Annotated in this window: 23 protein-coding genes and 1 pseudogene; 21 read left to right on the top strand and 3 right to left on the bottom strand. The window is 70.0% G+C overall.

Translation table 11 applies throughout. The features are described 5' to 3' along the window. Position 1 precedes the first annotated feature (1 nt). Both OG257_RS15665 and coaA read right to left on the bottom strand, forming a co-directional pair. Complete coding sequence (locus tag OG257_RS15665) at positions 2–964, bottom strand: DUF389 domain-containing protein (RefSeq protein WP_329208273.1); 963 nt, start codon at positions 962–964, stop codon at positions 2–4. A 17-nt stretch (positions 965–981) separates the two neighbouring features. Further along, the gene (gene coaA / locus OG257_RS15660; protein ID WP_329208272.1) at positions 982–1,974 is read right to left on the bottom strand and encodes a type I pantothenate kinase; all 993 of its coding nucleotides are present in this window, start codon (positions 1,972–1,974) and stop codon (positions 982–984) included. A 288-nt stretch (positions 1,975–2,262) separates the two neighbouring features. Between coaA and OG257_RS15655 the strand changes: the two genes are divergently transcribed. From OG257_RS15655 to OG257_RS15595, 13 genes are all read left to right on the top strand, one after another. Further along, positions 2,263–2,484, top strand: coding sequence for a type II toxin-antitoxin system VapB family antitoxin (locus OG257_RS15655; protein ID WP_329208271.1), 222 nt, complete (start codon positions 2,263–2,265; stop codon positions 2,482–2,484). Continuing rightward, positions 2,481–2,891: a PIN domain-containing protein gene (locus tag OG257_RS15650; RefSeq protein ID WP_329208270.1), complete on the top strand. Its 411-nt coding sequence runs from the start codon at positions 2,481–2,483 to the stop codon at positions 2,889–2,891. The genes OG257_RS15655 and OG257_RS15650 overlap by 4 nt, the downstream gene beginning before the upstream one ends. Before the next feature lie 393 nt (positions 2,892–3,284). Further along, positions 3,285–3,722: a hypothetical protein gene (locus OG257_RS15645; protein ID WP_329208268.1), complete on the top strand. Its 438-nt coding sequence runs from the start codon at positions 3,285–3,287 to the stop codon at positions 3,720–3,722. Beyond that, complete coding sequence (locus OG257_RS15640) at positions 3,722–5,902, top strand: hypothetical protein (RefSeq protein ID WP_329208266.1); 2,181 nt, start codon at positions 3,722–3,724, stop codon at positions 5,900–5,902. The genes OG257_RS15645 and OG257_RS15640 overlap by 1 nt, the downstream gene beginning before the upstream one ends. A gap of 23 nt (positions 5,903–5,925) precedes the next feature. Beyond that, positions 5,926–6,549, top strand: coding sequence for a hypothetical protein (locus OG257_RS15635; protein WP_329208264.1), 624 nt, complete (start codon positions 5,926–5,928; stop codon positions 6,547–6,549). 64 nt (positions 6,550–6,613) lie between these two features. Further along, positions 6,614–8,461, top strand: coding sequence for a glutamine--fructose-6-phosphate transaminase (isomerizing) (gene glmS / locus OG257_RS15630; RefSeq protein WP_329208262.1), 1,848 nt, complete (start codon positions 6,614–6,616; stop codon positions 8,459–8,461). Positions 8,462–8,493: 32 nt separating this feature from the next. Further along, positions 8,494–8,862, top strand: coding sequence for a holo-ACP synthase (locus OG257_RS15625; RefSeq protein WP_329215119.1), 369 nt, complete (start codon positions 8,494–8,496; stop codon positions 8,860–8,862). Positions 8,863–8,866: 4 nt separating this feature from the next. Further along, the gene (locus OG257_RS15620; RefSeq protein ID WP_329208261.1) at positions 8,867–10,324 is read left to right on the top strand and encodes an NAD(P)H-hydrate dehydratase; all 1,458 of its coding nucleotides are present in this window, start codon (positions 8,867–8,869) and stop codon (positions 10,322–10,324) included. Between the two features lie 45 nt (positions 10,325–10,369). Then, positions 10,370–10,756 (top strand): DUF488 domain-containing protein, encoded by a 387-nt coding sequence (locus tag OG257_RS15615; protein WP_329208259.1) that lies wholly within the window; start codon positions 10,370–10,372, stop codon positions 10,754–10,756. Positions 10,757–10,816: 60 nt separating this feature from the next. Further along, positions 10,817–11,983 (top strand): alanine racemase, encoded by a 1,167-nt coding sequence (gene alr / locus OG257_RS15610; protein WP_329208257.1) that lies wholly within the window; start codon positions 10,817–10,819, stop codon positions 11,981–11,983. Continuing rightward, positions 11,980–13,257: an alpha/beta fold hydrolase gene (locus OG257_RS15605; protein WP_329208256.1), complete on the top strand. Its 1,278-nt coding sequence runs from the start codon at positions 11,980–11,982 to the stop codon at positions 13,255–13,257. The genes alr and OG257_RS15605 overlap by 4 nt, the downstream gene beginning before the upstream one ends. Then, positions 13,226–13,759, top strand: a complete 534-nt coding sequence (tsaE, locus tag OG257_RS15600) for a tRNA (adenosine(37)-N6)-threonylcarbamoyltransferase complex ATPase subunit type 1 TsaE (protein WP_329208255.1) — start codon at positions 13,226–13,228, stop codon at positions 13,757–13,759. The genes OG257_RS15605 and tsaE overlap by 32 nt, the downstream gene beginning before the upstream one ends. Before the next feature lie 154 nt (positions 13,760–13,913). Next, complete coding sequence (locus OG257_RS15595) at positions 13,914–14,102, top strand: hypothetical protein (RefSeq protein WP_329208253.1); 189 nt, start codon at positions 13,914–13,916, stop codon at positions 14,100–14,102. A 64-nt stretch (positions 14,103–14,166) separates the two neighbouring features. Here the strand turns inward: OG257_RS15595 and OG257_RS15590 are convergent, their stop codons facing one another. Then, the gene (locus OG257_RS15590) at positions 14,167–14,727 is read right to left on the bottom strand and encodes a hypothetical protein (protein ID WP_329208251.1); all 561 of its coding nucleotides are present in this window, start codon (positions 14,725–14,727) and stop codon (positions 14,167–14,169) included. Positions 14,728–14,882: 155 nt separating this feature from the next. On the opposite strand from OG257_RS15590, the gene tsaB reads away from it, so the two are divergent. From tsaB to OG257_RS15550, 8 genes and pseudogenes are all read left to right on the top strand, one after another. After that, complete coding sequence (gene tsaB, locus OG257_RS15585; protein ID WP_329208250.1) at positions 14,883–15,545, top strand: tRNA (adenosine(37)-N6)-threonylcarbamoyltransferase complex dimerization subunit type 1 TsaB; 663 nt, start codon at positions 14,883–14,885, stop codon at positions 15,543–15,545. Then, the gene (gene rimI, locus OG257_RS15580; RefSeq protein WP_329208249.1) at positions 15,542–16,033 is read left to right on the top strand and encodes a ribosomal protein S18-alanine N-acetyltransferase; all 492 of its coding nucleotides are present in this window, start codon (positions 15,542–15,544) and stop codon (positions 16,031–16,033) included. The genes tsaB and rimI overlap by 4 nt, the downstream gene beginning before the upstream one ends. After that, positions 16,033–17,139 carry a tRNA (adenosine(37)-N6)-threonylcarbamoyltransferase complex transferase subunit TsaD gene (gene tsaD / locus OG257_RS15575; protein ID WP_329208247.1) on the top strand — a complete coding sequence of 369 codons (1,107 nt, stop codon included), beginning with the start codon at positions 16,033–16,035 and terminating at the stop codon, positions 17,137–17,139. The genes rimI and tsaD overlap by 1 nt, the downstream gene beginning before the upstream one ends. Beyond that, positions 17,136–17,405 carry a hypothetical protein gene (locus tag OG257_RS15570; RefSeq protein WP_329208245.1) on the top strand — a complete coding sequence of 90 codons (270 nt, stop codon included), beginning with the start codon at positions 17,136–17,138 and terminating at the stop codon, positions 17,403–17,405. The genes tsaD and OG257_RS15570 overlap by 4 nt, the downstream gene beginning before the upstream one ends. A gap of 142 nt (positions 17,406–17,547) precedes the next feature. Continuing rightward, positions 17,548–17,904: a YciI family protein gene (locus OG257_RS15565; RefSeq protein WP_329208244.1), complete on the top strand. Its 357-nt coding sequence runs from the start codon at positions 17,548–17,550 to the stop codon at positions 17,902–17,904. An 82-nt stretch (positions 17,905–17,986) separates the two neighbouring features. Further along, positions 17,987–19,233 (top strand): annotated as a pseudogene (locus OG257_RS15560) (RNA polymerase sigma factor). Positions 19,234–19,302: 69 nt separating this feature from the next. After that, entirely contained in the window at positions 19,303–19,767 is a 465-nt protein-coding gene (locus tag OG257_RS15555) for a VOC family protein (protein ID WP_329208242.1), read from the top strand. A gap of 87 nt (positions 19,768–19,854) precedes the next feature. Continuing rightward, positions 19,855–20,127 (top strand): DUF1876 domain-containing protein, encoded by a 273-nt coding sequence (locus OG257_RS15550; protein ID WP_329208240.1) that lies wholly within the window; start codon positions 19,855–19,857, stop codon positions 20,125–20,127. Positions 20,128–20,132 lie beyond the last annotated feature (5 nt).

The raw sequence follows: 20,132 nt of genomic DNA, 5'->3' as shown, positions 1-20,132 counted from the left end.
GCTACCGCACCGTGGACGGGTCCGGCCGCGAGGCCGGGCCCGTCCGGCGTTGTGCGGCCCACAGCGCCTTCTGGAGCAGCAGCGTCAGCGTTCCCGCGAGCACGATGCCGCCCAGGTTGGCGAGGAGCTGCGCCGTGGAGCCCCAGGTCTGCTGGAGGTCCTGGTAGCTGAAGGCGACCGCGGCGTTGGCGGCGGCGGGCACGGTGGTCACCGAGATCGCCACGCCGATCAGAGCCCCGGACTTCGCCGAGGTCAGCGAGAGCGTTCCGGCGATACCCGCCAGGAGCGCCACGACGAACGACATCCAGTCCGGGTGCCAGATGAATCCGGTGTTGGGCCGGTCCGCCGTGACCATGCCCTCGTTGAACAGCCCGAAGGCGTCCAGCAGCCAGGCGAACCCGGCCGTCAGCACCATCGCCACCGCGAACCCGCCGATCAGCGCCCACAGCGACCTCGCGACCAGCCGCGGTGCGCGCTGCACGAGCGCCGTCGAGATCCCCGCCAGGGGGCCGAACTCCGGGCCCACCGCCATCGCGCCCACGATCAGGATCGCGTTGTCGAGCATCACGCCGCAGGCGGCCAGCATCGTCGCCACGGAGAGGAACGCCACATACGTGACGCTGAACGTCGACTCCTCGTGGGTGACCTCGGTCAGCTCCTCCCACAGCACCGCGTCCGCGCCCTCGCCGGGAGCGTCCTCCTCCGCCTTGTCGGCGTGCGCGGACAGGGTGAGGTCCATGTTCTCGACGGTGATCGAACCGGACTTGTCGATGCCGAGTTTCCGCAGTCCACCGATCAGTTCGTCGCCCGCCTCGCGCGCGACGTCGCACAGGACCACATCGCCCGCCGGGCTGCGGGCGGCACCGCTGAGCACCGCGAGATGCGCGGTGCCCACCGTGTGCTCCAGCAGCTCCAGCACCTCGTCGGTGCGGTCGGCGGGCACTATGAGGCGCAGATGCAGCACGGTGCACCCTTTCGGAGTCAGAGTTTGCGCAACGACAGACGCTGGACCTTGTGGTCCGGCCCCTTGCGCAGCACCAGAGTGGCACGGCCCCGTGTCGGCGCCACGTTCTCCAGGAGATTGGGCTTGTTGATGGTCCGCCACATGGTGCGCGCGTAGTCCAGCGCCTCCTCCTCGGAGACCTGGGTGTACTTGCGGAAGTACGAGAACGGGTTCTGGAACGCCGTCTCGCGCAGCCGTCGGAAGCGGTGGAGGTACCAGGTCTCGATGTCCTCGGGGCGCGCGTCCACGTACACACTGAAGTCGAAGTAGTCGGCGAGGCCGACCCTGGTCCGGCCGTCCTTGCCGGGCAGTGCGGGCTGCAGCACGTTCAGCCCTTCGACGATCAGGATGTCGGGACGGCGTACGGTGAGCCGCTCACCGGGCACGATGTCGTAGATCAGGTGCGAGTAGACGGGCGCCGTCACCTCGTCCTTGCCGGCCTTGATGTCGGCGACGAACCGGGTCAGGGCCCGCCGGTCGTAGGACTCCGGGAACCCTTTGCGCGACATCAGCCCGCGCGCCTGGAGCTCCTTCATCGGCAGCAGGAACCCGTCCGTGGTCACCAGCTCGACCCGGGGATGCTCCGGCCAGCGTGCCAGCAGCGCCTGCAGGATGCGGGCGCTGGTGGACTTGCCGACGGCGACGCTGCCCGCGACCCCTATGACGAACGGGGTGCCGCGCTGCTCGCCGTGACCGTTTCCCGCGTCCCCGAGAAAGGTGTTCAGCGCACCGCGGAGACCGGAGGTGGCCTGGACGTACAGGTTCAGGAGCCGGGAGAGGGGCAGATAGACGTCCCGCACCTCGTCGAGGTCGATGACGTCGCCGAGCCCGCGCAGCTTCTCGACCTCGTCGGCGGAGAGCGGCAGCGGGGTCTTGTCGCGCAGAGCGCTCCACTCCGCCCGGGTCAGGTCGACGTAGGGCGTCGGCGCGTGCTCGGTGCGACGGGAGCTCCGTGCGGGCGAAGTGATCACGTACTCATTGTTGCGGGAGTTTTAACGGAGTGGGGGGTGGGCTCGGTCACGTGGGGGACGGGGCGGGGCCTGTGGTGTGTTCGCCCGGAGCAGGGTGGCACCGAGCGCGTGCCACGGTGACCGTGCGGGGCGTGGGTCACCGGGCTCGGCGGAGACCGCGGTCGACACGGATTCGCGGGCAGCCCGCGACGGCCACGCCCTCACCTTGCCCAGGACGGAGAGCCGCGCGCCGCTTTTGTTGGTGCCATACAATTCTTTGTACATGACCATGCTCGCGGGAGGTGCTGGATGTCCGTGACCCAGATCGACATAGACGATGACGCGCTGGAGCGCACCATGGCGTTGTCCAAGGCCAGGACCAAGAAGGAAGCGGTGAACCTGGCCCTCCGGTACTACGCGGACCAGCAGGACCGCGCGGTGCGGATCAGCCGCCACTTCGAGCGGGCTCGCCAGTGGGGAGCGGTGGAGGACGCGAAGCGCCGGCATCGGGCGGAGAAGGACGGGCAGTGATCTATCTGCTCGACACGTCCGGGCTGGTCCGTCTGCTCGGCGACACCGCCCTGCAGTCCGCCTGGTACGACGCGATCAGTGCCGAGGCGTTGGCTTCCTGCTACCCGCAGCGCACGGAGTTCCTCCACAGCGCCCGGACCGGTCGTGAGTACGACGAGATCGTGGACATGTTCGCCGATCTCTACCCGGACGTCTCCGTGCCCAAGAACGCGGGACGCTGGATCAGTGCGGTGCAACAGCGTATGGCGCGGGCCGGGGAGCACCGCAGCGCCTCGGCCGTGGACCTGATGGTCGCCGCAACTGCTGCCCATCACGGGCTGGTTGTTCTCCACGACGACGCCGACTACCGCACTGTCGCCCGGCACGCGCCCGACCTGAGAGAGCACTGCGTCCGCGACGTGGGCTGACTCGGCCGGCCCGCGAGGTCTCGCCGTTCCCGTCCGCGGTCGTGGACGCCGGGGACTTTCGGGCCAACGACTGGGTGGCCCCCTTTGCGCAGGTGGGTCTTGTGCCGAACCTTCTGGTGCCAGGGCTCTTTGCAGGAGCTTTGGGTTGCTTTGCGAGCGTTAACGCTTACGTGACGCGCTGGATCCCGGGCCCGGTCGTTGTCGCGAGGCTGAGTCTGCCGATCACGCGCAGGGCCTGCAGCAGAGTACTCGGAGGCCACCGGTGAGGGCCCGAGCGGCAGCGTTCGGAGGGGCCTGAGGTTGCCTCAAAACCGTGGTCGCACAGGAAATACTGTTTGCTAAGTTGCGTAGGTGTGTTCTGCACGTGGTGCCGACGGGGGAAAGTGATCAGACATGGCTTGGGACGAGTGGGAGCAGTTGAAGACGGCGGCGCAGGGCCGAGCGACCCACACGCAGCTCAACCAGGCGTCGCAGCAAGGTGGAGGTGAGCAGGGCGACCTGACTGTCGACCAGCAGGACCTGGCTGCGATAGGGGACAGTGCGTTCAAGCTGTTCGAGGACCTGGGGCGGTACGGCCGGGATGCCTGGTCGAGTAGTCAGACGGCAGCCAAGGATCTGACCACACAGGAGTTCGAGGTCGGCGGTGGCCTGGATGTTGTGCAGAAGAAGTGGGAGAAGCAACTGCAATCGCTTGTCGATGCCTGTGCCCATATTTCGAACCACATGGACTTCACCAAGAAGGCGCACCGGGGCGATGAGTATCACATCGCGTCCACGGTCAGCAGCATTGCGACGCTGGACAAGGGCTTCGACGAGGGGACCAAGTCCTGATGGACATCGAGGCACTTCGTCACGGAAATTTCGCCACGCTCGGCACTGCGGTCGAGGACTGGACCGGAGTGATCCAGCACCTCACCGAGATGGAGAAGAGGGCGCGGGACGATCTGAGGGCCAAGGCGAACAGGGCGAACTGGGCCGGTGTGAATGCCACCGTTTCAAGGGAGTTCATCAACAGGACGGCAGGCGAGTTCACCGACGCCGTCAAGCAGGCCACGAGTATCCGCAACATCCTTCGCGACACCAGGAACGAGCTCGTTGGCTACCGCGATGAGCTCAACAGGGCGATCGACCGGGGCTGGGACAAGCATCTCTCCGTCATCGGCGCGAAGGGCGGAGGCTTCACCGTCTACGTGAACGTGCACCCGGAACCCGCCGGCAGTAAAGAAGCGATGGTGCTGCTGAGGGACGAGCTGCAGGGCATCCTCACCAAGGCCGCTGAGAGTGACAGCACTGCCGGTCAAGTGCTTAAGGCACTCGCGAACCACGCCGAGTACGGCTTCTCCGGTGGTGCGTCTTACAAGGACCGTGACGCCGCAGCCGATGCGATCAAGACGGCGGAGGACATGGCCAAGATCGTCAAGAAGGATCCTCAGGATCGTACGGCTGCAGACCTGGCCAAGATGAACGACCGCCTGAAGCAGTACAGCCAGGACCCTCTGTTCTCGGAGCGGTTCGCTCTTGCGGCGGGGCCGAAGGAAACACTGCAGTTCTGGGCGGAGGTCACCGACCGGTACGCGGGCGTGAAGGGCTCCCAGCTGGATGATCTCCAGGATCTCCAGAAGAACCTGAGCCTGACCCTTGCTTCGGCGACCTACTCCGATTCCGCTCCGATGAAGGAGTGGAAGCAGGACCTGATCAACGAGGGGAACACCAACTTCCGGGCAGATCCGGCCAGTCCTCTCAAGGGCCCCGTCGGGGCCATCGGTTTTCAGGTCATCAGTAGCCTGATGGGCCACGGTAAGTACGACAGTGAATTCCTCGACGAGTACGGGAAGCGAATTCTCAAGTCGGATATGGCTCCGACGGGCAGTGCTGGAATGAACACCGACGATGTGTGGACGGCCCCGGACCAGTCGGCGGACCTGGTATTCGGGAAGGGTAACGGGCGCGACCCTCTGATCGGTTTCATGGATGCCCTCTCGCACAATGCCGAAGCGGCGACGAATACCTTCGACGACAAGTCCACCCTTGATCATGTACTCCAGAGCACCAAGTACACGGACCGGGGGGAGTCGGTGGGACACGCACTCGAAGTGGCCGTAAGCGGTGTGGCATTCGGCGATGTATCGAACGAGCCGTCCCCGCACAGTAAGACGCAAGTGGAAATTATGCAGAACGTTATGCATGCCGTAGCCCAGCCGGGTGGCGGTGCCGACCTCGTGGACAAGTCAATTGGCGCGAGCTTTGGGCATATGGCATCGGGGTACATGCCCGAGATCAGTCAAGCGTTGACAGGGCAAGGTTCCGACTCGATCTTCCTTTCTAATAGTGCCGCTTCGTACGGGCTGGAAAAATCCGATGTTGAAAGGTTCCTGTACGAGGTCGCGCAGGATGATAACGGAAGGGCGGCAATTCGGCTGGGTGAGACTATTTACACCAGCAGTCTGCTTGAAGCCCACATTTCGGATCCATCCCTCTTTCGCGGCGAAGAGAGCATTCCCGTCAAGGCGATTGCGATCAATGCGGGACTTATTGAGGGGATCGTCGGTCATGCGGCTGCTGACTTGGAGATCTCAGGGAGCCTGGAGGCGCAGAAGAGTGAAAATGAGGCCTTGAAGACCCAAGGTGATTTCTATAAGGCCGTCGCTTCTGCGGGGGTAGGGATGGCGGCCGTCGCGCTGGCTCCCGAGCACCTGTCCGGTCAAATGGTAGGAGCGGCCGGCGGCGGGTTCTTCGGGGGTGTCGTCGGTTTGGCGGTTGACCGAATGATGGACGGACGTGAGGCCGAGGGCGCGCTCGATGAGAGTCTGTATGCCTCAGGCAAGGGTCTTGCTCATGCGCAGGAATCGGTCGTTTCGCAGACACAGAATGCGGCAAAAGATGTCGCATCCATGCATGGATCAAAGATGACTGAAGATTCTAGAGCGTATTGGATTCTGGAAGGCGTTAATGCCGGGTGGACTCGCAGTGATCAGGTTTTGGAGGACATTCATGCTCGGCCCGGTGCCTGATATGGACAACAGTGAGGGTGGCCGTGGAAGCAATTGAGAAAAAGATGGCGAAGCAGGCGCTTGTCGGCTTGGCTGTTGTGGCTGTAGGGGTCTTCGGGTACGTACAAGTTTTCACCAAAGGCGTTGACCGGCTGCCGGAACGGGTCTGCTCGGGTGCGGTGGACCGGAACATAGCGGCACATGTCCTGCCGGGCACGATGACGGCTCACGAGCGGGGAAGAAGGGTCGACGGGGCCGGAGAGACTTTTCTGTTCTCCTGCAATGTGAAAACGCGCAGCCAGGATTCCATTCTTTCCGGTGACGGTAGGATCCATGATGTTTCCGCAGATGAGTGGCGCGAAGGGGTAGAGGCGGCTGCGGACGCGAGCAAACTCGAAGTCGACTTTCAGGGCATTCGTGCGGTCTCGTATGCGAGTGAGGCCGTTATCTATGTTCCCTGTACGCCGACCGGGAAGAAGCCCGAAGAGGCACGGCAGGATTACGGGTTGATCGTCGAGTCCAGGACGATCGGCGATACGGCTGTGACCGGGGATGAACTGCGGCAGGAGGTGACGGACTTCGCCTATGAACTGCTGAAATACAGCTACAAGATCCAGGGGTGCCAGGAGGTGCGGACGCTGCCGTCCCGGTTGCCGCGGTTCGGCTGATGCCCCGACCGGGCGCGGAGCACGGCTACTGTCCCCCACCGGCCTGCGGCCTTATGGTGCCGATATGTGCGGAATCGTGGGTTACGTCGGTGGGCAGTCGGCGCAGGACGTCGTCGTTGCGGGGCTGAAGCGGCTGGAGTACCGGGGGTACGACTCCGCGGGGGTCGCCGTCCTCTCGGACGGTGGTCTGGCCGGGGCGAAGAAGGCCGGGAAGCTCCTCAACCTGGAGAAGGAGCTCAAGGAGCGGCCACTGCCGGCCGGGAACACCGGTATCGGGCACACCCGTTGGGCCACGCACGGCGGGCCGACCGATGTCAACGCCCATCCGCATCTCGACAACGCGGGGCGCGTCGCCGTCGTGCACAACGGGATCATCGAGAACTTCGCCGCCCTGCGCGAGGAGCTGACCGGGCGCGGCCACGAGCTGGCCTCCGAGACCGACACCGAGGTCGTCGCCCATCTGCTGGCGGAGGCGTACTCCTCGACCGGTGAGCTCGCCGAGGCGATGCGCCAGGTCTGCCGGCAGCTGGAGGGCGCGTTCACCCTGGTCGCGGTGCACGCCGACGAGCCGGATGTGGTCGTCGGGGCGCGGCGGAACTCGCCCCTGGTGGTCGGGGCGGGGGACGGGGAGATGTTCCTGGCCTCCGACGTGGCCGCCTTCATCGCGCACACCCGGTCCGCGATCGAGCTCGGCCAGGACCAGGTGGTCGAGCTGCGCAGGGACGGGGCCACCGTCACCGGGTTCGACGGCTTCCCCGCGGAGTCACGCGAGTACCACGTGGACTGGGACGCCTCCGCCGCCGAGAAGGGCGGCTACGCCTCCTTCATGCTCAAGGAGATCGCGGACCAGCCGAAGGCCGTCGCCGACACGCTCCTGGGCCGGATCGACGCCTCGGGTGCGCTGCGCCTCGACGAGGTGCGGATCCCGCCGAGCGAGCTCAGGGAGGTCGACAAGGTCTTCATCGTCGCCTGCGGGACCGCGTTCCACGCCGGGATGATCGCCAAGTACGCCATCGAGCACGTCACCCGGCTGCCCTGCGAGACGGAACTGGCCAGCGAGTTCCGCTACCGCGACCCGATCCTGGACCGGAACACCCTGGTCATCGCGATCTCCCAGTCCGGCGAGACGATGGACACGCTGATGGCCCTGCGGCACGCCCGCGAGCAGGGGGCGAAGGTCCTCGCCATCTGCAACACGAACGGGTCGACGATCCCGAGGGAGTCCGACGCCGTCCTCTACACCCACGCCGGTCCGGAGGTGGCCGTCGCCTCCACCAAGGCGTTCCTGACGCAGCTCGTCGCCTGCTACCTCGTCGCGCTGTACCTCGGCCAGATCCGCGGCACCAAGTGGGGCGACGAGATCCGCACCGTGGTGCGCCAGCTCTCCGCGATCCCCGGGCAGGTGGAGGAGCTCCTCGGGACGATGGAGCCCGTGCGCGCGCTCGCCCGCTCGCTCGCGCACCACGACACGGTGCTCTTCGTGGGACGGCACGTCGGCTACCCGGTGGCCCTGGAAGGCGCGTTGAAGCTCAAGGAGCTCGCGTACATGCACGCCGAGGGCTTCGCGGCCGGAGAGCTCAAGCACGGGCCGATCGCGCTCATCGACGAGGGGCTGCCGGTCGTCGTGATCGTGCCGTCCCCGCGCGGCCGTTCGGTGCTCCACGACAAGATCGTGTCGAACATCCAGGAGATCAGGGCCCGCGGCGCCCGTACCGTCGTCATCGCCGAGGAGGGCGACGAGGCGGTCGTCCCGTACGCGGACCACCTCATCAGGATCCCCGCTACGCCTACGCTGCTCCAGCCGCTGGTCGCCACCGTGCCGTTGCAGGTCTTCGCCTGCGAGCTGGCGACGGCCCGCGGCAACGAGGTGGACCAGCCGCGCAATCTGGCGAAGTCCGTGACCGTGGAGTAGGCCGTGCAGTGGATCAGGGTGAGGGTGAGTACGTGATCATCGGGGTCGGGATCGATGTGGCGGAGATCGAACGCTTCGGCGCCGCGCTGGGGCGTACGCCGCAGATGGCGGACCGCCTCTTCCTGGAGCGGGAGTTGCTGCTTCCCAGCGGGGAGCGGCGGGGGATCGCCTCGCTGGCCGCCCGCTTCGCCGCCAAGGAGGCGCTGGCCAAGGCGCTCGGGGCGCCGGGCGGGCTGCTCTGGACGGATGCCGAGGTGTGCGTCGAGGACAGCGGGCAGCCCCGGCTGGAGGTCCGCGGCACGGTCGCGGCCCGCGCCGCCGAGCTGGGGGTGCGCAGCTGGCACGTGTCGCTCAGCCATGACGCGGGGGTGGCGTCGGCCGTGGTGATCGCGGAGGGTTGAGCGTATGCGACAGGCGTACAGCGTTTCGACCGTACGGGCCGCCGAACAGGCGCTGATGGCACGGCTGCCCGAGGGCGCCCTGATGCAGCGCGCCGCCGCGGGCCTGGCGGTGGCCTGCGGCGACCTGCTCCGGCGCAACGGCCGGGTGTACGGGTCGCGGGTGCTCCTGCTCGTCGGCAGCGGCGACAACGGCGGCGACGCGCTGTACGCGGGGGCCCGGCTGGCCCGGCGCGGAGCGGGCGTACGGGCCCTGCTGACCGCGCCGGACAAGGTCCACCGGGGCGGTCTCGCCGCGCTGCTCGCGGCGGGCGGCCAGGTCCTCGACTCCCCGGACCGCATCGGCCACGCCTTCGGTCCCGTCGACCTCGTCGTCGACGGGATCACCGGAATCGGAGGCCGGGGCGGTCTGCGCCCCGAGGCGGAGCAGCTGGTCCGCGCGGTCACCGGCGGGCGTGCGCCGGTGCTCGCCGTGGACCTGCCGAGCGGGGTCGAGGCGGACACCGGGGAGGTCCTGGGGGCTGCCGTACGCGCGGACGCCACCGTCACCTTCGGTACGTACAAGCCGGGGCTGCTCGTCGACCCTGCCGCCGAACGGGCGGGCGCCCTGCGGCTCGTCGACATCGGGCTGGGAACCGAACTGCCCGAGCGCCCCGACCTGGAGGCGCTGCAGTACGCGGACGTGGCGGCGCTCCTGCCGGTGCCGGGGGCCGAGAGCGACAAGTACCGGCGCGGCGTGGTCGGCGTCGCCGCCGGGTCGGAGCGGTACCCGGGTGCCGCGGTGCTCGCGGTCGCGGGCGCGCTGCGCGGCGGTGCCGGAGCCGTGCGGTACGCCGGTCCGGGCGCGGACGCGGTGATCGCCCGCTTCCCGGAGACCCTGGTGCACCCGTGGCCGCCGTCGAAGGCCGGACGGGTGCAGGCCTGGGTGGTCGGGCCGGGGCTCGGCGACTCCACCGCGGCGGCCGGCGCGGTGTCCGACGTGCTGGCCGCGGACGTCCCGGTGCTCGTCGACGCGGACGGGCTGCGGCTGATGGACGCCGGAGCCGTACGGTCGCGCACCGCCGCCACGGTGCTCACCCCGCACGCCGGGGAGGCCGCCGCGCTGCTCGGCGTCCCGCGCGAGGAGGTCGAGGCGGGACGGCTCGCGGCAGTACGGGAACTGGCCGCGCGCTACGGCGCGACGGTGCTGCTCAAGGGGTCGACGACCCTGGTCGCGGAGGCCGGGGGCGCGCCCGTACGGGTCAACCCCACGGGCACGTCCTGGCTCGCCACGGCGGGCAGCGGCGATGTGCTCTCCGGGCTGACCGGCTCCCTGCTGGCGGCGGGCCTCGCCCCGCGCGACGCCGCGTCGGTGGGCGCCTACCTGCACGGGCTCGCGGCGCGCCGGGTCTCGGACGGGGCGCCGGTCGCCGCGCAGGACGTCGCGGACGCGATCCCGGCGGCCTGGCGGGACGTGCGTGCCTGATCCACCCTGGCAGGAGCGGAACGGGAGCCGGAAGGGCGGTCGGACGTGGGCAGCAGCGACACCGTACGGATGCGCAGGGTGTACGACCCGCCGGAGGACGGCGACGGCACCCGCGTCCTCGTCGACCGGCTCTGGCCGCGCGGGGTGTCCAAGGAGCGTGCCGCCGTCGATGTGTGGGCCAAGGACGCGACCCCGTCGAACGAGCTCCGCTCCTGGTACCACGAGGACCGTTCCGGCAACCGCTACGACGATTTCGTGGACCGCTACCGCACCGAGCTCGGTGACCCGGCCCACACCCGGGCCGTGGACGAGCTGCTCGCCCTGCTGCGCGAGGGCGGTCCGGTCACGCTGCTCACGGCGGTGAAGGACATCCCGGTCAGCCACGTCCCGGTCCTCGCCGAGCACCTGGAACACGCCCTGGAGCACGGCTGACGCCTCACCGCGCCCAAGAGATCGAGGGCACATGCGTACGGCTCTGAGAGACTGGGCGCGATGAACGAGACAGCGTCCCCGAGAGCCCGTGCCGAGATCGACCTCGCCGCGGTGCGCGCCAATGTGCGCGCCCTGCGTGCGCGGGCGTCCGGGGCGCAGCTCATGGCCGTCGTGAAGTCCGATGCGTACGGGCACGGCGCGGTGCCCTGTGCCCGGGCCGCGATCGAGGCCGGCGCGACCTGGCTGGGCACCGCGACCCCGCAGGAGGCTCTGGCCCTGCGGGCGGCCGGGATCGGCGGCCGGGTGATGTGCTGGCTGTGGACGCCCGGCGGCCCCTGGCGCGAGGCGATCGAGGCCGACATCGACGTCTCGGTGAGCGGCCTGTGGGCCCTCACCGAAGTCGTCGCCGCGGCCACGGAGGCCGGCATTCCGGCCCGGGTCCAGCTCAAGGCCGACACGGGCCTCGGCCGCAACGGCTGCCAGCCCGCCGACTGGCCGGAACTGATCTCCGCCGCCCGCGCCGCCGAGGCCGCGGGCACGCTGCGCATCACCGGCCTGTGGTCGCACTTCGCCTGCGCCGACGAGCCGGGACACCCGTCGATCGCCGCCCAGCTGAACGTGTTCCGCGACATGGTGGCGTACGCGGAGAAGGCGGGCGCCGAGCCCGAGGTGCGGCACATCGCCAACTCGCCGGCGACCCTCACGGTGCCCGAGTCACACTTCGATCTCGTACGCACCGGAATCGCCGTGTACGGCATCTCGCCGAGCCCGGAGCTGGGCACACCGGCCGACTTCGGCCTGCGTCCCGTGATGACGCTCGCCGCGTCGATCGCGCTGGTCAAGCAGGTGCCCCCGGGGCACGGCGTCAGCTACGGCCACCACTACACGACCTCCGCAGAGACGACGCTGGCCCTGATCCCCGTCGGTTACGCGGACGGCATCCCGCGCCACGCCTCCGGGCGGGGCCCCGTCCTCGTCGACGGCCGGATCCGGACCGTGGCGGGCCGGGTCGCGATGGACCAGTTCGTGGTCGACCTCGGGGGCGACACCCCGGAACCGGGCGCGGAGGCGGTGCTGTTCGGGCCGGGCGACCGGGGCGAGCCGAGCGCCGAGGACTGGGCGGTCGCGGCCGACACGATCGCGTACGAGATCGTCACACGCATCGGTGCACGCGTACCCCGCGTCTATCGAGACGCGGATACAACGACGAGGAGCACGGCACGGTGAGCGACACCAGCGCGGGGGACGTGGTGGCGACGGCGGCCGTTGCCGCGGCCGGCTGGCGCCGGGCGGGCATCGCCGGGGCGGCGATAGGCGTCATCGCTGCGGGTGCGGCGGCCGGTGTCGCGGTCGAGCGGCTGACGGTGGGCCGCGGCATGCGCAAGAAGGCACGGCTCGCGCTGGACGCGTCGGGACCGTACGGCTCGCTGCGCGGGGTGTCCGGCCGGGCCGTCGCCGACGACGGCACCGAGCTGTACTACGAGGTCGACGAGGTCGAACCGGACGGGACCACGGCCCGCGCGGGCACGAAGGCGGGCGCCGGATCCGGCACGGCCCCCGGCCCGCGACGGCGCAGGCTCTTCGGCCGCAAGGCCCCCGTGCCCGTCACCGTCGTCTTCAGCCACGGCTACTGCCTCAGCCAGGACTCGTGGCACTTCCAGCGGGCGGCCCTGCGCGGCCTGGTGCGCACGGTCCACTGGGACCAGCGCAGTCACGGCCGCTCCGAGCGCGGCCGCGCCCAGGCCGAGGGGGTGGCCGTCGGCATCGACCAGCTCGGCCGCGACCTGAAGGCGGTCATCGACGCCGCGGCCCCCGAGGGCCTGCTGGTGCTGGTCGGGCACTCGATGGGCGGCATGACGATGATGGCGCTCGCCGACCAGTACCCGGCACTGATCCGTGACCGGGTCGCCGCGGTCGCGTTCGTCGGTACGTCGAGCGGGAAGCTCGGCGAGGTGAACTTCGGGCTGCCGGTGGCGGGCGTGAACGCGGTGCGCCGGGTGCTGCCCGGGGTGCTCAAGGCGCTCGGTTCGCAGACGGAGCTCGTGGAGCGCGGACGCCGGGCGACCGCCGACCTCTTCGCGGGGCTGATCAAGCGGTACTCGTTCGGTTCGCGGGACGTGGACCCGGCGGTCGCGCGGTTCGCGGAGCGGCTCATCGAGTCCACCCCGATCGACGTGGTCGCCGAGTTCTATCCGGCGTTCACCGAGCACGACAAGAGCGGGGCGCTGCCGGCCTTCCTCGATCTTCCGGTGCTGATCCTGGCCGGCGACAAGGACCTGGTCACACCCAGTTCGCACAGCGAGGCCATCGCGGACGAGCTGCCGGACGCGGAGCTGGTCATCGTGCCGGACGCCGGTCACCTGGTGATGCTCGAGCACCCGGAGACGGTCACCGACCGGCTCGCGGACCTGCTGGTGCGGATCGGAGCGGTTCCGGGCGAGGCGCCCGGATCCTCTAACGTTGGCGAGCATGGAAGCAGCGCACAACGGCCCGGTGGCTGACACCGCCGTACCGGGCACCGTCACCGTCGACCTCGCCGTCGAGTCCCCCGAACAGATGCGGGACCTGGGCCGCCGTATCGCCGGTGTGCTGGCCCCCGGCGACCTGGTGATGCTCACCGGCGAGCTCGGCGCGGGCAAGACGACGCTCACCCGGGGGCTCGGCGAGGGCCTCGGGGTGCGCGGTGCCGTCACCTCGCCCACCTTCGTGATCGCCCGGGTGCACCCGTCCCTGGGCGACGGGCCCGCCCTGGTCCACGTCGACGCGTACCGCCTGGGCGGCGGGCTCGACGAGATGGAGGACCTGGACCTCGACGTGTCGCTGCCGGAGTCCGTGGTCGTCGTGGAATGGGGCGACGGCAAGGTCGAGGAGCTGTCGGACGACCGGCTGCAGGTGCTGATCCACCGTGCCGTCGGGGACACGGACGACGAGCGGCGCACGGTCACGCTGGTCGGCATCGGGGCGCGCTGGGTGGGTCTGGGGACGGATCTGGCGGGGGCGTGACCGGTCGGCGCCCCAACGGCCGACGTTCCCGACGGTGCTTTCCGACAAGCCGTCGGTAAAATGTTGCGCAGGGGGCTGCGGCCGTGGTCACATGGTTGCGAGATTGGTTAGGTCTACCTAACCAGATCTTTCACCGAAGCCCGAGGAGGCATGCATGCCGACACCCGAGCGTGAAGTGCAGCCGCAGTCGCCGCAGGCGGAGCCACCGTCGGCGTCCGCGGTGTCGATGAAGGACCTGCTGGCCTCCTGTGCGGCTGCGACGGCGGTCTCGACGCCGCCCCGCGAGGAGCACGAGGACGACGACGGGCAGGAACAGCTGTCGGCCGGACGCGACGCGGCCTGAGAGCCCCGGACCGCGTACTGCGTCACGGGCGGCAGCGCGGCACTGCGTTACGGGCGGTGCGGCTCTACGGGACGACGACGATCTTGACGCCGACCGTCGCGAACGTCCACATCGCGTTGCCGTCGGCGCGCTTCATCCGGACCCCGCCGGTCTTGATCGTGGGATCCGGGCTGTGCATCGAGTCGTCCTGCGCGGCGCTGAAGCCCACGGAGACGTCGTCGACGTTCGCGAAGCGCACCACGTGTTCGATGGGCACACCGTCCGAGCCCTTGATGCTGCCGGAGCGCGAGGTCACCCGGTAGACGCCGGGCAGCGGGTTGATGGAGCTCGGCATGACGGTGAACGTCCGGAGCGACTTCTCCTCGGCGTCCACGAGCCACACCCGCCGGTCCTTCAGCGCGTACACGACGCGCGCCCCGGTGTCGGAGTCCGCGGGGACCGCGAGCGGTTCCCGCGGCGCCTCGGGCTTCTCGGTGGGAGCGGCCGTAGAGCTGCCGGAGGACTGCGCCGTGGGGGCGGCGACGGAGTCGGGTGCGTTCGCCGATGCCTGGTAGGCGAGGAAACAGACCGCGGCCACTGCCGCCGCCGTGAGCCCGGCCACGATTCCCGAGCTGCCCCTAGCCACCGTGAGCTCCCCTTTCGCATGCCGTCCGTCGCATGTCGTACAAGCATTTACGTCGTACACACGTATACCCGGCGACGGTACCAGCAGCGGCAGGGCCGACCGGTACGACGTACGGGCGGGCCGTACCCGAGTCGGCGGAGCCGTAGGCTGTTTGTGTGCTCCTGCTCGCCGTTGATACCGCCACTCCCGCCGTCACCGTCGCCCTCCACGACGGGACCTCCGTCGTAGCCGAGACCGGCCAGGTCGACGCCCGAAGGCACGGGGAGCTCCTGCTCCCCGCCGTCGACAGGGTCCTCGCCGAGGCGGGGGTGAAACTCGACGCCGTGACGGACGTGGTCGTCGGGGTCGGCCCCGGCCCGTACACCGGGCTGCGCGTCGGCCTGGTGACCGCGGCGACGTTCGGCTCCGCCCTCTCCGTACCGGTGCACGGACTGTGCACGCTCGACGGCCTCGCGTACGCCGCCGGGCAGGCCGGCCTCGAAGGCCCGTTCGCCGTCGCGACGGACGCGCGGCGCAAGGAGGTCTACTGGGCGCGGTACGAGGACTCCCGCACCCGGTCCGGTGACCCCGCCGTCGACCGGCCGGCCGACCTCGCCGAGCAGCTCGCCGGGCTGCCCGTCGTCGGCGCGGGCGCCCTGCTCTACCCCGAGGCCTTCCCGGACGCGCGCAGTCCCGAACACGTCTCCGCCGGAGCGCTCGCCGCCCTCGCCGCCGAGCGCCTCGCCGCCGGGGCGGAACTGCTGCCCCCGCAGCCGCTCTACCTGCGCAGGCCCGACGCGCAGGTCCCGAAGAACTACAAGGTGGTCACCCCGAAGTGACGACCGTGACCGCAGTGCTCCGCGAGATGCGCTGGTGGGACATCGATCCGGTGCTGGACCTGGAGCACGAGCTGTTCCCCGAGGACGCCTGGTCGGCCGGGATGTTCTGGTCCGAGCTGGCCCACGCGCGCGGCCCGCAGGCCACCCGGCGCTACGTCGTCGCCGAGGACCCCGTCGACGGCCGGATCGTCGGCTACGCGGGTCTCGCCGCGGTCGGTGAGCTCGCCGACGTCCAGACGATCGGCGTCAGCCGCGGCCAGTGGGGCGGCGGCCTCGGCTCCGAGCTCCTGACCGACCTCCTCAGACACGCCACCGCCTTCGAGTGCACCGCGGTGCTCCTGGAGGTCCGTGTCGACAACACCCGCGCGCAGAAGCTGTACGAACGCTTCGGCTTCGAACCGATCGGTTTCCGCCGGGGTTACTACCAGCCCGGGAACATCGACGCACTCGTCATGCGCCTGACCGTACAAGGAACAGAGACTGACTGATGGCTGACGAACCGCTCGTACTCGGTATCGAGACCTCCTGCGACGAGACCGGCGTGGGCATCGTGCGCGGTACGACACTGCTGGCCGACGCCGTCGCCTCCAGCGTCGACACACACGCCCGCTTCGGCGGTGTCGTCCCGGAGATCGCCTCCCGCGCCCACCTGGAGTCGATGGTTCCCACCATCGAACGCGCGCTGAAGGAGGCCGGGATCAGCGCCCGCGACCTCGACGGCATCGCGGTCACCGCAGGTCCCGGACTCGCCGGCGCGCTCCTCGTCGGGGTGTCGGCGGCGAAGGCGTACGCGTACGCGCTGAACAAGCCGCTGTACGGGGTCAACCACCTCGCCTCGCACATCTGCGTGGACCAGCTAGAGCACGGCCCGCTGCCCGAGCCGACGATGGCACTGCTGGTCAGCGGCGGGCACTCCTCGCTGCTGCTGGCCCCCGACATCACCAACGACGTGCGGCCGCTGGGCGCGACGATCGACGACGCGGCGGGCGAGGCCTTCGACAAGATCGCCCGGGTGCTGCACCTCGGCTTCCCCGGCGGACCTGTCATCGACCGGCTGGCGAGGGAGGGCGACCCGAAGGCGATCGCGTTCCCGCGCGGGCTGAGCGGCTCGCGCGACCCCGCGTACGACTTCTCCTTCTCCGGCCTCAAGACGTCGGTCGCGCGCTGGATCGAGGCGAAGCGGGCGGCGGGCGAGGACGTTCCCGTACGGGACGTGGCGGCGTCCTTCCAGGAGGCCGTGGTGGACGTGCTCACCCGCAAGGCCGTGCGGGCCTGCAAGGACGAGGGCGTCGACCACCTCATGATCGGCGGCGGTGTCGCGGCCAACTCGCGGCTGCGGGCCCTGGCCGAGGAGCGGTGCGAGCGGGCCGGGATCCGGCTGCGGGTGCCCAGGCCCGGACTGTGCACGGACAACGGGGCCATGGTCGCCGCGCTGGGCGCGGAGATGGTGGCCCGCAACCGCCCCGCCTCGGACTGGGAGCTGTCGGCGGACTCCTCGCTGCCGGTCACCGAGACCCATGTGCCCGGTGCGCACAGCCACGACCACGACCACGACCACGTGCACGAGATCAGCAAGGACAACCTCTACTCATGACCGTCGCCCTGATGTGGGAGGCGCGCGCCACCGAGGGCCGGGGCGCGGAGCTGCTGGAGTGGGCACGGTCCAGGGCGGGCGAGCTGGCCCGGGAGCCGCTGCGCAGCGAGCTGCTGCGCGCCCCGCAGGACCGGGTGCTCGTCCTCACCTGGTGGGAGGCCGAGTACGACGACGAGCTGCCGGAGCTTCCCGAGCCGGAAGCCGCGCTGATCACCCGCCCGGTGCACCGCTGGCGCTTCGAGTCGCTGGGGCCGGCGGACGCCTGAGGCCGCCCGCCCCGGTGCTTCCGGTGGCCGTCGCGGAAAAATCTCAGAAGAATTCTGCCGGACGTGTCGATCCGGGTCCCTCCCGTTCGACGCAGGGGTGAGAGGCGGGGACGAGCCCCGCCGCCCGATCCGAGGAGTCACCATGCCGCGCTATCTGACGATGGTCCGCATCGACGAGAACAACGCTCCGGCCGAAGGCCCCAGCGAGGGGCTGATGGAGCGCATGGGCGCGCTCATCGAGGAGATGACCAAGGCCGGTGTCCTGCTCGACACGGCCGGGCTCACCCCGACCTCCGAGGGCACCCGGGTGACCTGGTCCGACGGGGAGTTCACCGTCACGGACGGGCCGTTCACCGAGACCAAGGAAGTCATCGGCGGCTACGCCATCATCCAGGCCAAGGACAAGGCCGAGATCCTGGAGTGGACCAAGCGCTTCCTCGCGGTCCACGAGACCTACTGGACCGTGACCTCCGAGATCCGCGAGATCGCCGAGGGCTGAGGACTGACGGCCGGCAGCGGTCTGCCGGAGCGGGGCGGGTGCGGCGGGTCCTTGCCGCACCCGCCCCCGGCTGCTCTGATGGGTGGCCGTGACAGAAGCGAGCAGTGCCGTCGAGGCCGTGTACCGGATCGAGTCGGCGCGGATCATCGCCGGAACCGTACGGATCGTGCGGGACGTGGGCATCGCCGAGGAGCTCGCGCAGGACGCGCTGGTCGCCGCGCTGGAGCAGTGGCCGCGGACAGGTGTCCCCGACCGGCCCGGCGCCTGGCTCATGGCCACCGCGAAGCACCGGGCGATCGACCTCGTACGCCGCAAGGAGACCTACGCGCGCAAGCTCGCGGAGGCCGGGCGGGCCCTGGAGGACGTACCGGCGCCCGACACCGCCGACCCGGACGGCATCGACGACGACCTGCTCCGGCTGATCTTCACGTCCTGCCACCCGGTCCTGTCCACCGAGGCCCGCATCGCCCTCACCCTGAGGCTGCTCGGCGGCCTGAGCACCGAGGAGATCGCCCGCGCCTTCCTGGCCACCGAGTCGGCCGTCGCCCAGCGCATCGTCCGCGCGAAACGGACCCTGGGCCGGGCGGGCGTCCCCTTCGAGGTGCCCTACGGCCCCGAGCGCGCCGCTCGTCTCGGCTCGGTGCTGGACGTCATCTACCTGATCTTCAACGAGGGGTACGCGGCGACCACGGGCGACGACTGGCTGCGCCCCGCACTGTGCGAGGACGCGCTGCGCCTGGCCCGCCTGCTGGCCGGGCTGATGGACCGGGAGCCCGAGGTCCACGGGCTGGCGGCGCTGCTCGAGCTCCAGGCCTCGCGGACCAGGGCCAGGACGGGTGCGGACGGCGAGCCCGTCCTGCTCGCCGACCAGAACCGCTCCCGCTGGGACCAGCTACTGATCCGGCGCGGATTCGCGTCCCTGGAGCGGGCCCACGCCGCGGGCGGCGCCCCGGGCCGTACGCCCTGCAGGGTGCGATCGCCGCCTGTCACGCCCGCGCGGTGCGGTACGCGGACACGGACTGGGCGACCATCGCCACCCTGTACGGCCATCTCGTGAAGGTCGCCCCGTCCCCGGTGGTGGAGCTGAACCGCGCGGTCGCCGTCTCCATGGCCGAGGGCCCGGCGGCCGGACTCGCCCTGGCCGACGCGCTCGCGCAGGACCCGGCGCTCGCCTCGTACCACCTGCTGCCCAGCGTGCGCGGCGACCTGCTGCGGCGGCTGGGGCGTACGGAGGAGGCGAGGGCCGCTTTCCTGCGGGCTGCCGGGCTGACCCGCAACGCCCGGGAGCGGGCGATGCTGCTGGCACGGGCGGAGGGCGTGTCCCGATGAGTTTCCGGACCCGCCACGGTCTACCTTGCACAGCGTTCCCGAGCAGCTCGACGCGGCAAGGAGAAGACCATGCAGAAGATCAGGCCCTGTCTGTGGTTCGACGACCAGGCGGAGGAGGCGGCGAACTTCTACGTCTCGGTCTTCGGCGGTGACTCCGCCGTCGTGGACATCACCCACTACACCGAGGCGTCACCGGGGGAGGCGGGCAAGGTCCTGACCGTCGACTTCCGGCTCGCGGGCCAGGAGTACATCGGCCTCAACGGAGGCCCGATGTTCCACTTCAGCGAGGCCGTCTCGCTCTCCGTCGACTGCGAGACGCAGGAGGAGGTGGACAGGTTCTGGGACAGGCTCACCGAGGGCGGCGAGGAGAGCATGTGCGGGTGGCTCAAGGACAGGTACGGGCTGTCCTGGCAGATCGTTCCCCGAGCCCTGCCCGAGTTGCTCGCCGACCCGGACAAGGACAGGGCGGAGCGGGTGATGAAGGCGATGCTCGGCATGCGCAAGCTGGACGTCCAGGCGCTGCGGGACGCCTGAGCTCTCTCCGCCTGACGTGCCGCACGCCGTGCGCGGCCGGGGAAACGGGCGCACCCTGGAAGCAGGGACTTCGGGAGGTGACCCGCCATGATGGAGACCACTGTCGGGTGGCATATCGAGCTGGAATTCGAAGAGGACACCCACCGCACCCGCGCCGCCGCTCTCGTACGTCTCAGCGACGGCACCGAGGTGCGGGCCCACGGCTACGCCAGCCGCCATCCCTCCGATGCGGAGCAGCCGAGAGTCGGCGAGGAGATCGCGGGTGCCCGTGCGCTCAACGAACTGGCGATGAAGCTGCTCACCAAGGCACACGACGAGATCGACGAGGCGTCCGGCAGGACGTCGTACCCGCTGACCTGATCCCC

The sequence above is a fragment of the Streptomyces sp. NBC_00683 genome (assembly GCF_036226745.1).
Lineage (GTDB): Bacteria > Actinomycetota > Actinomycetes > Streptomycetales > Streptomycetaceae > Streptomyces.
This window is presented reverse-complemented; position numbering and strand designations above follow the sequence as displayed.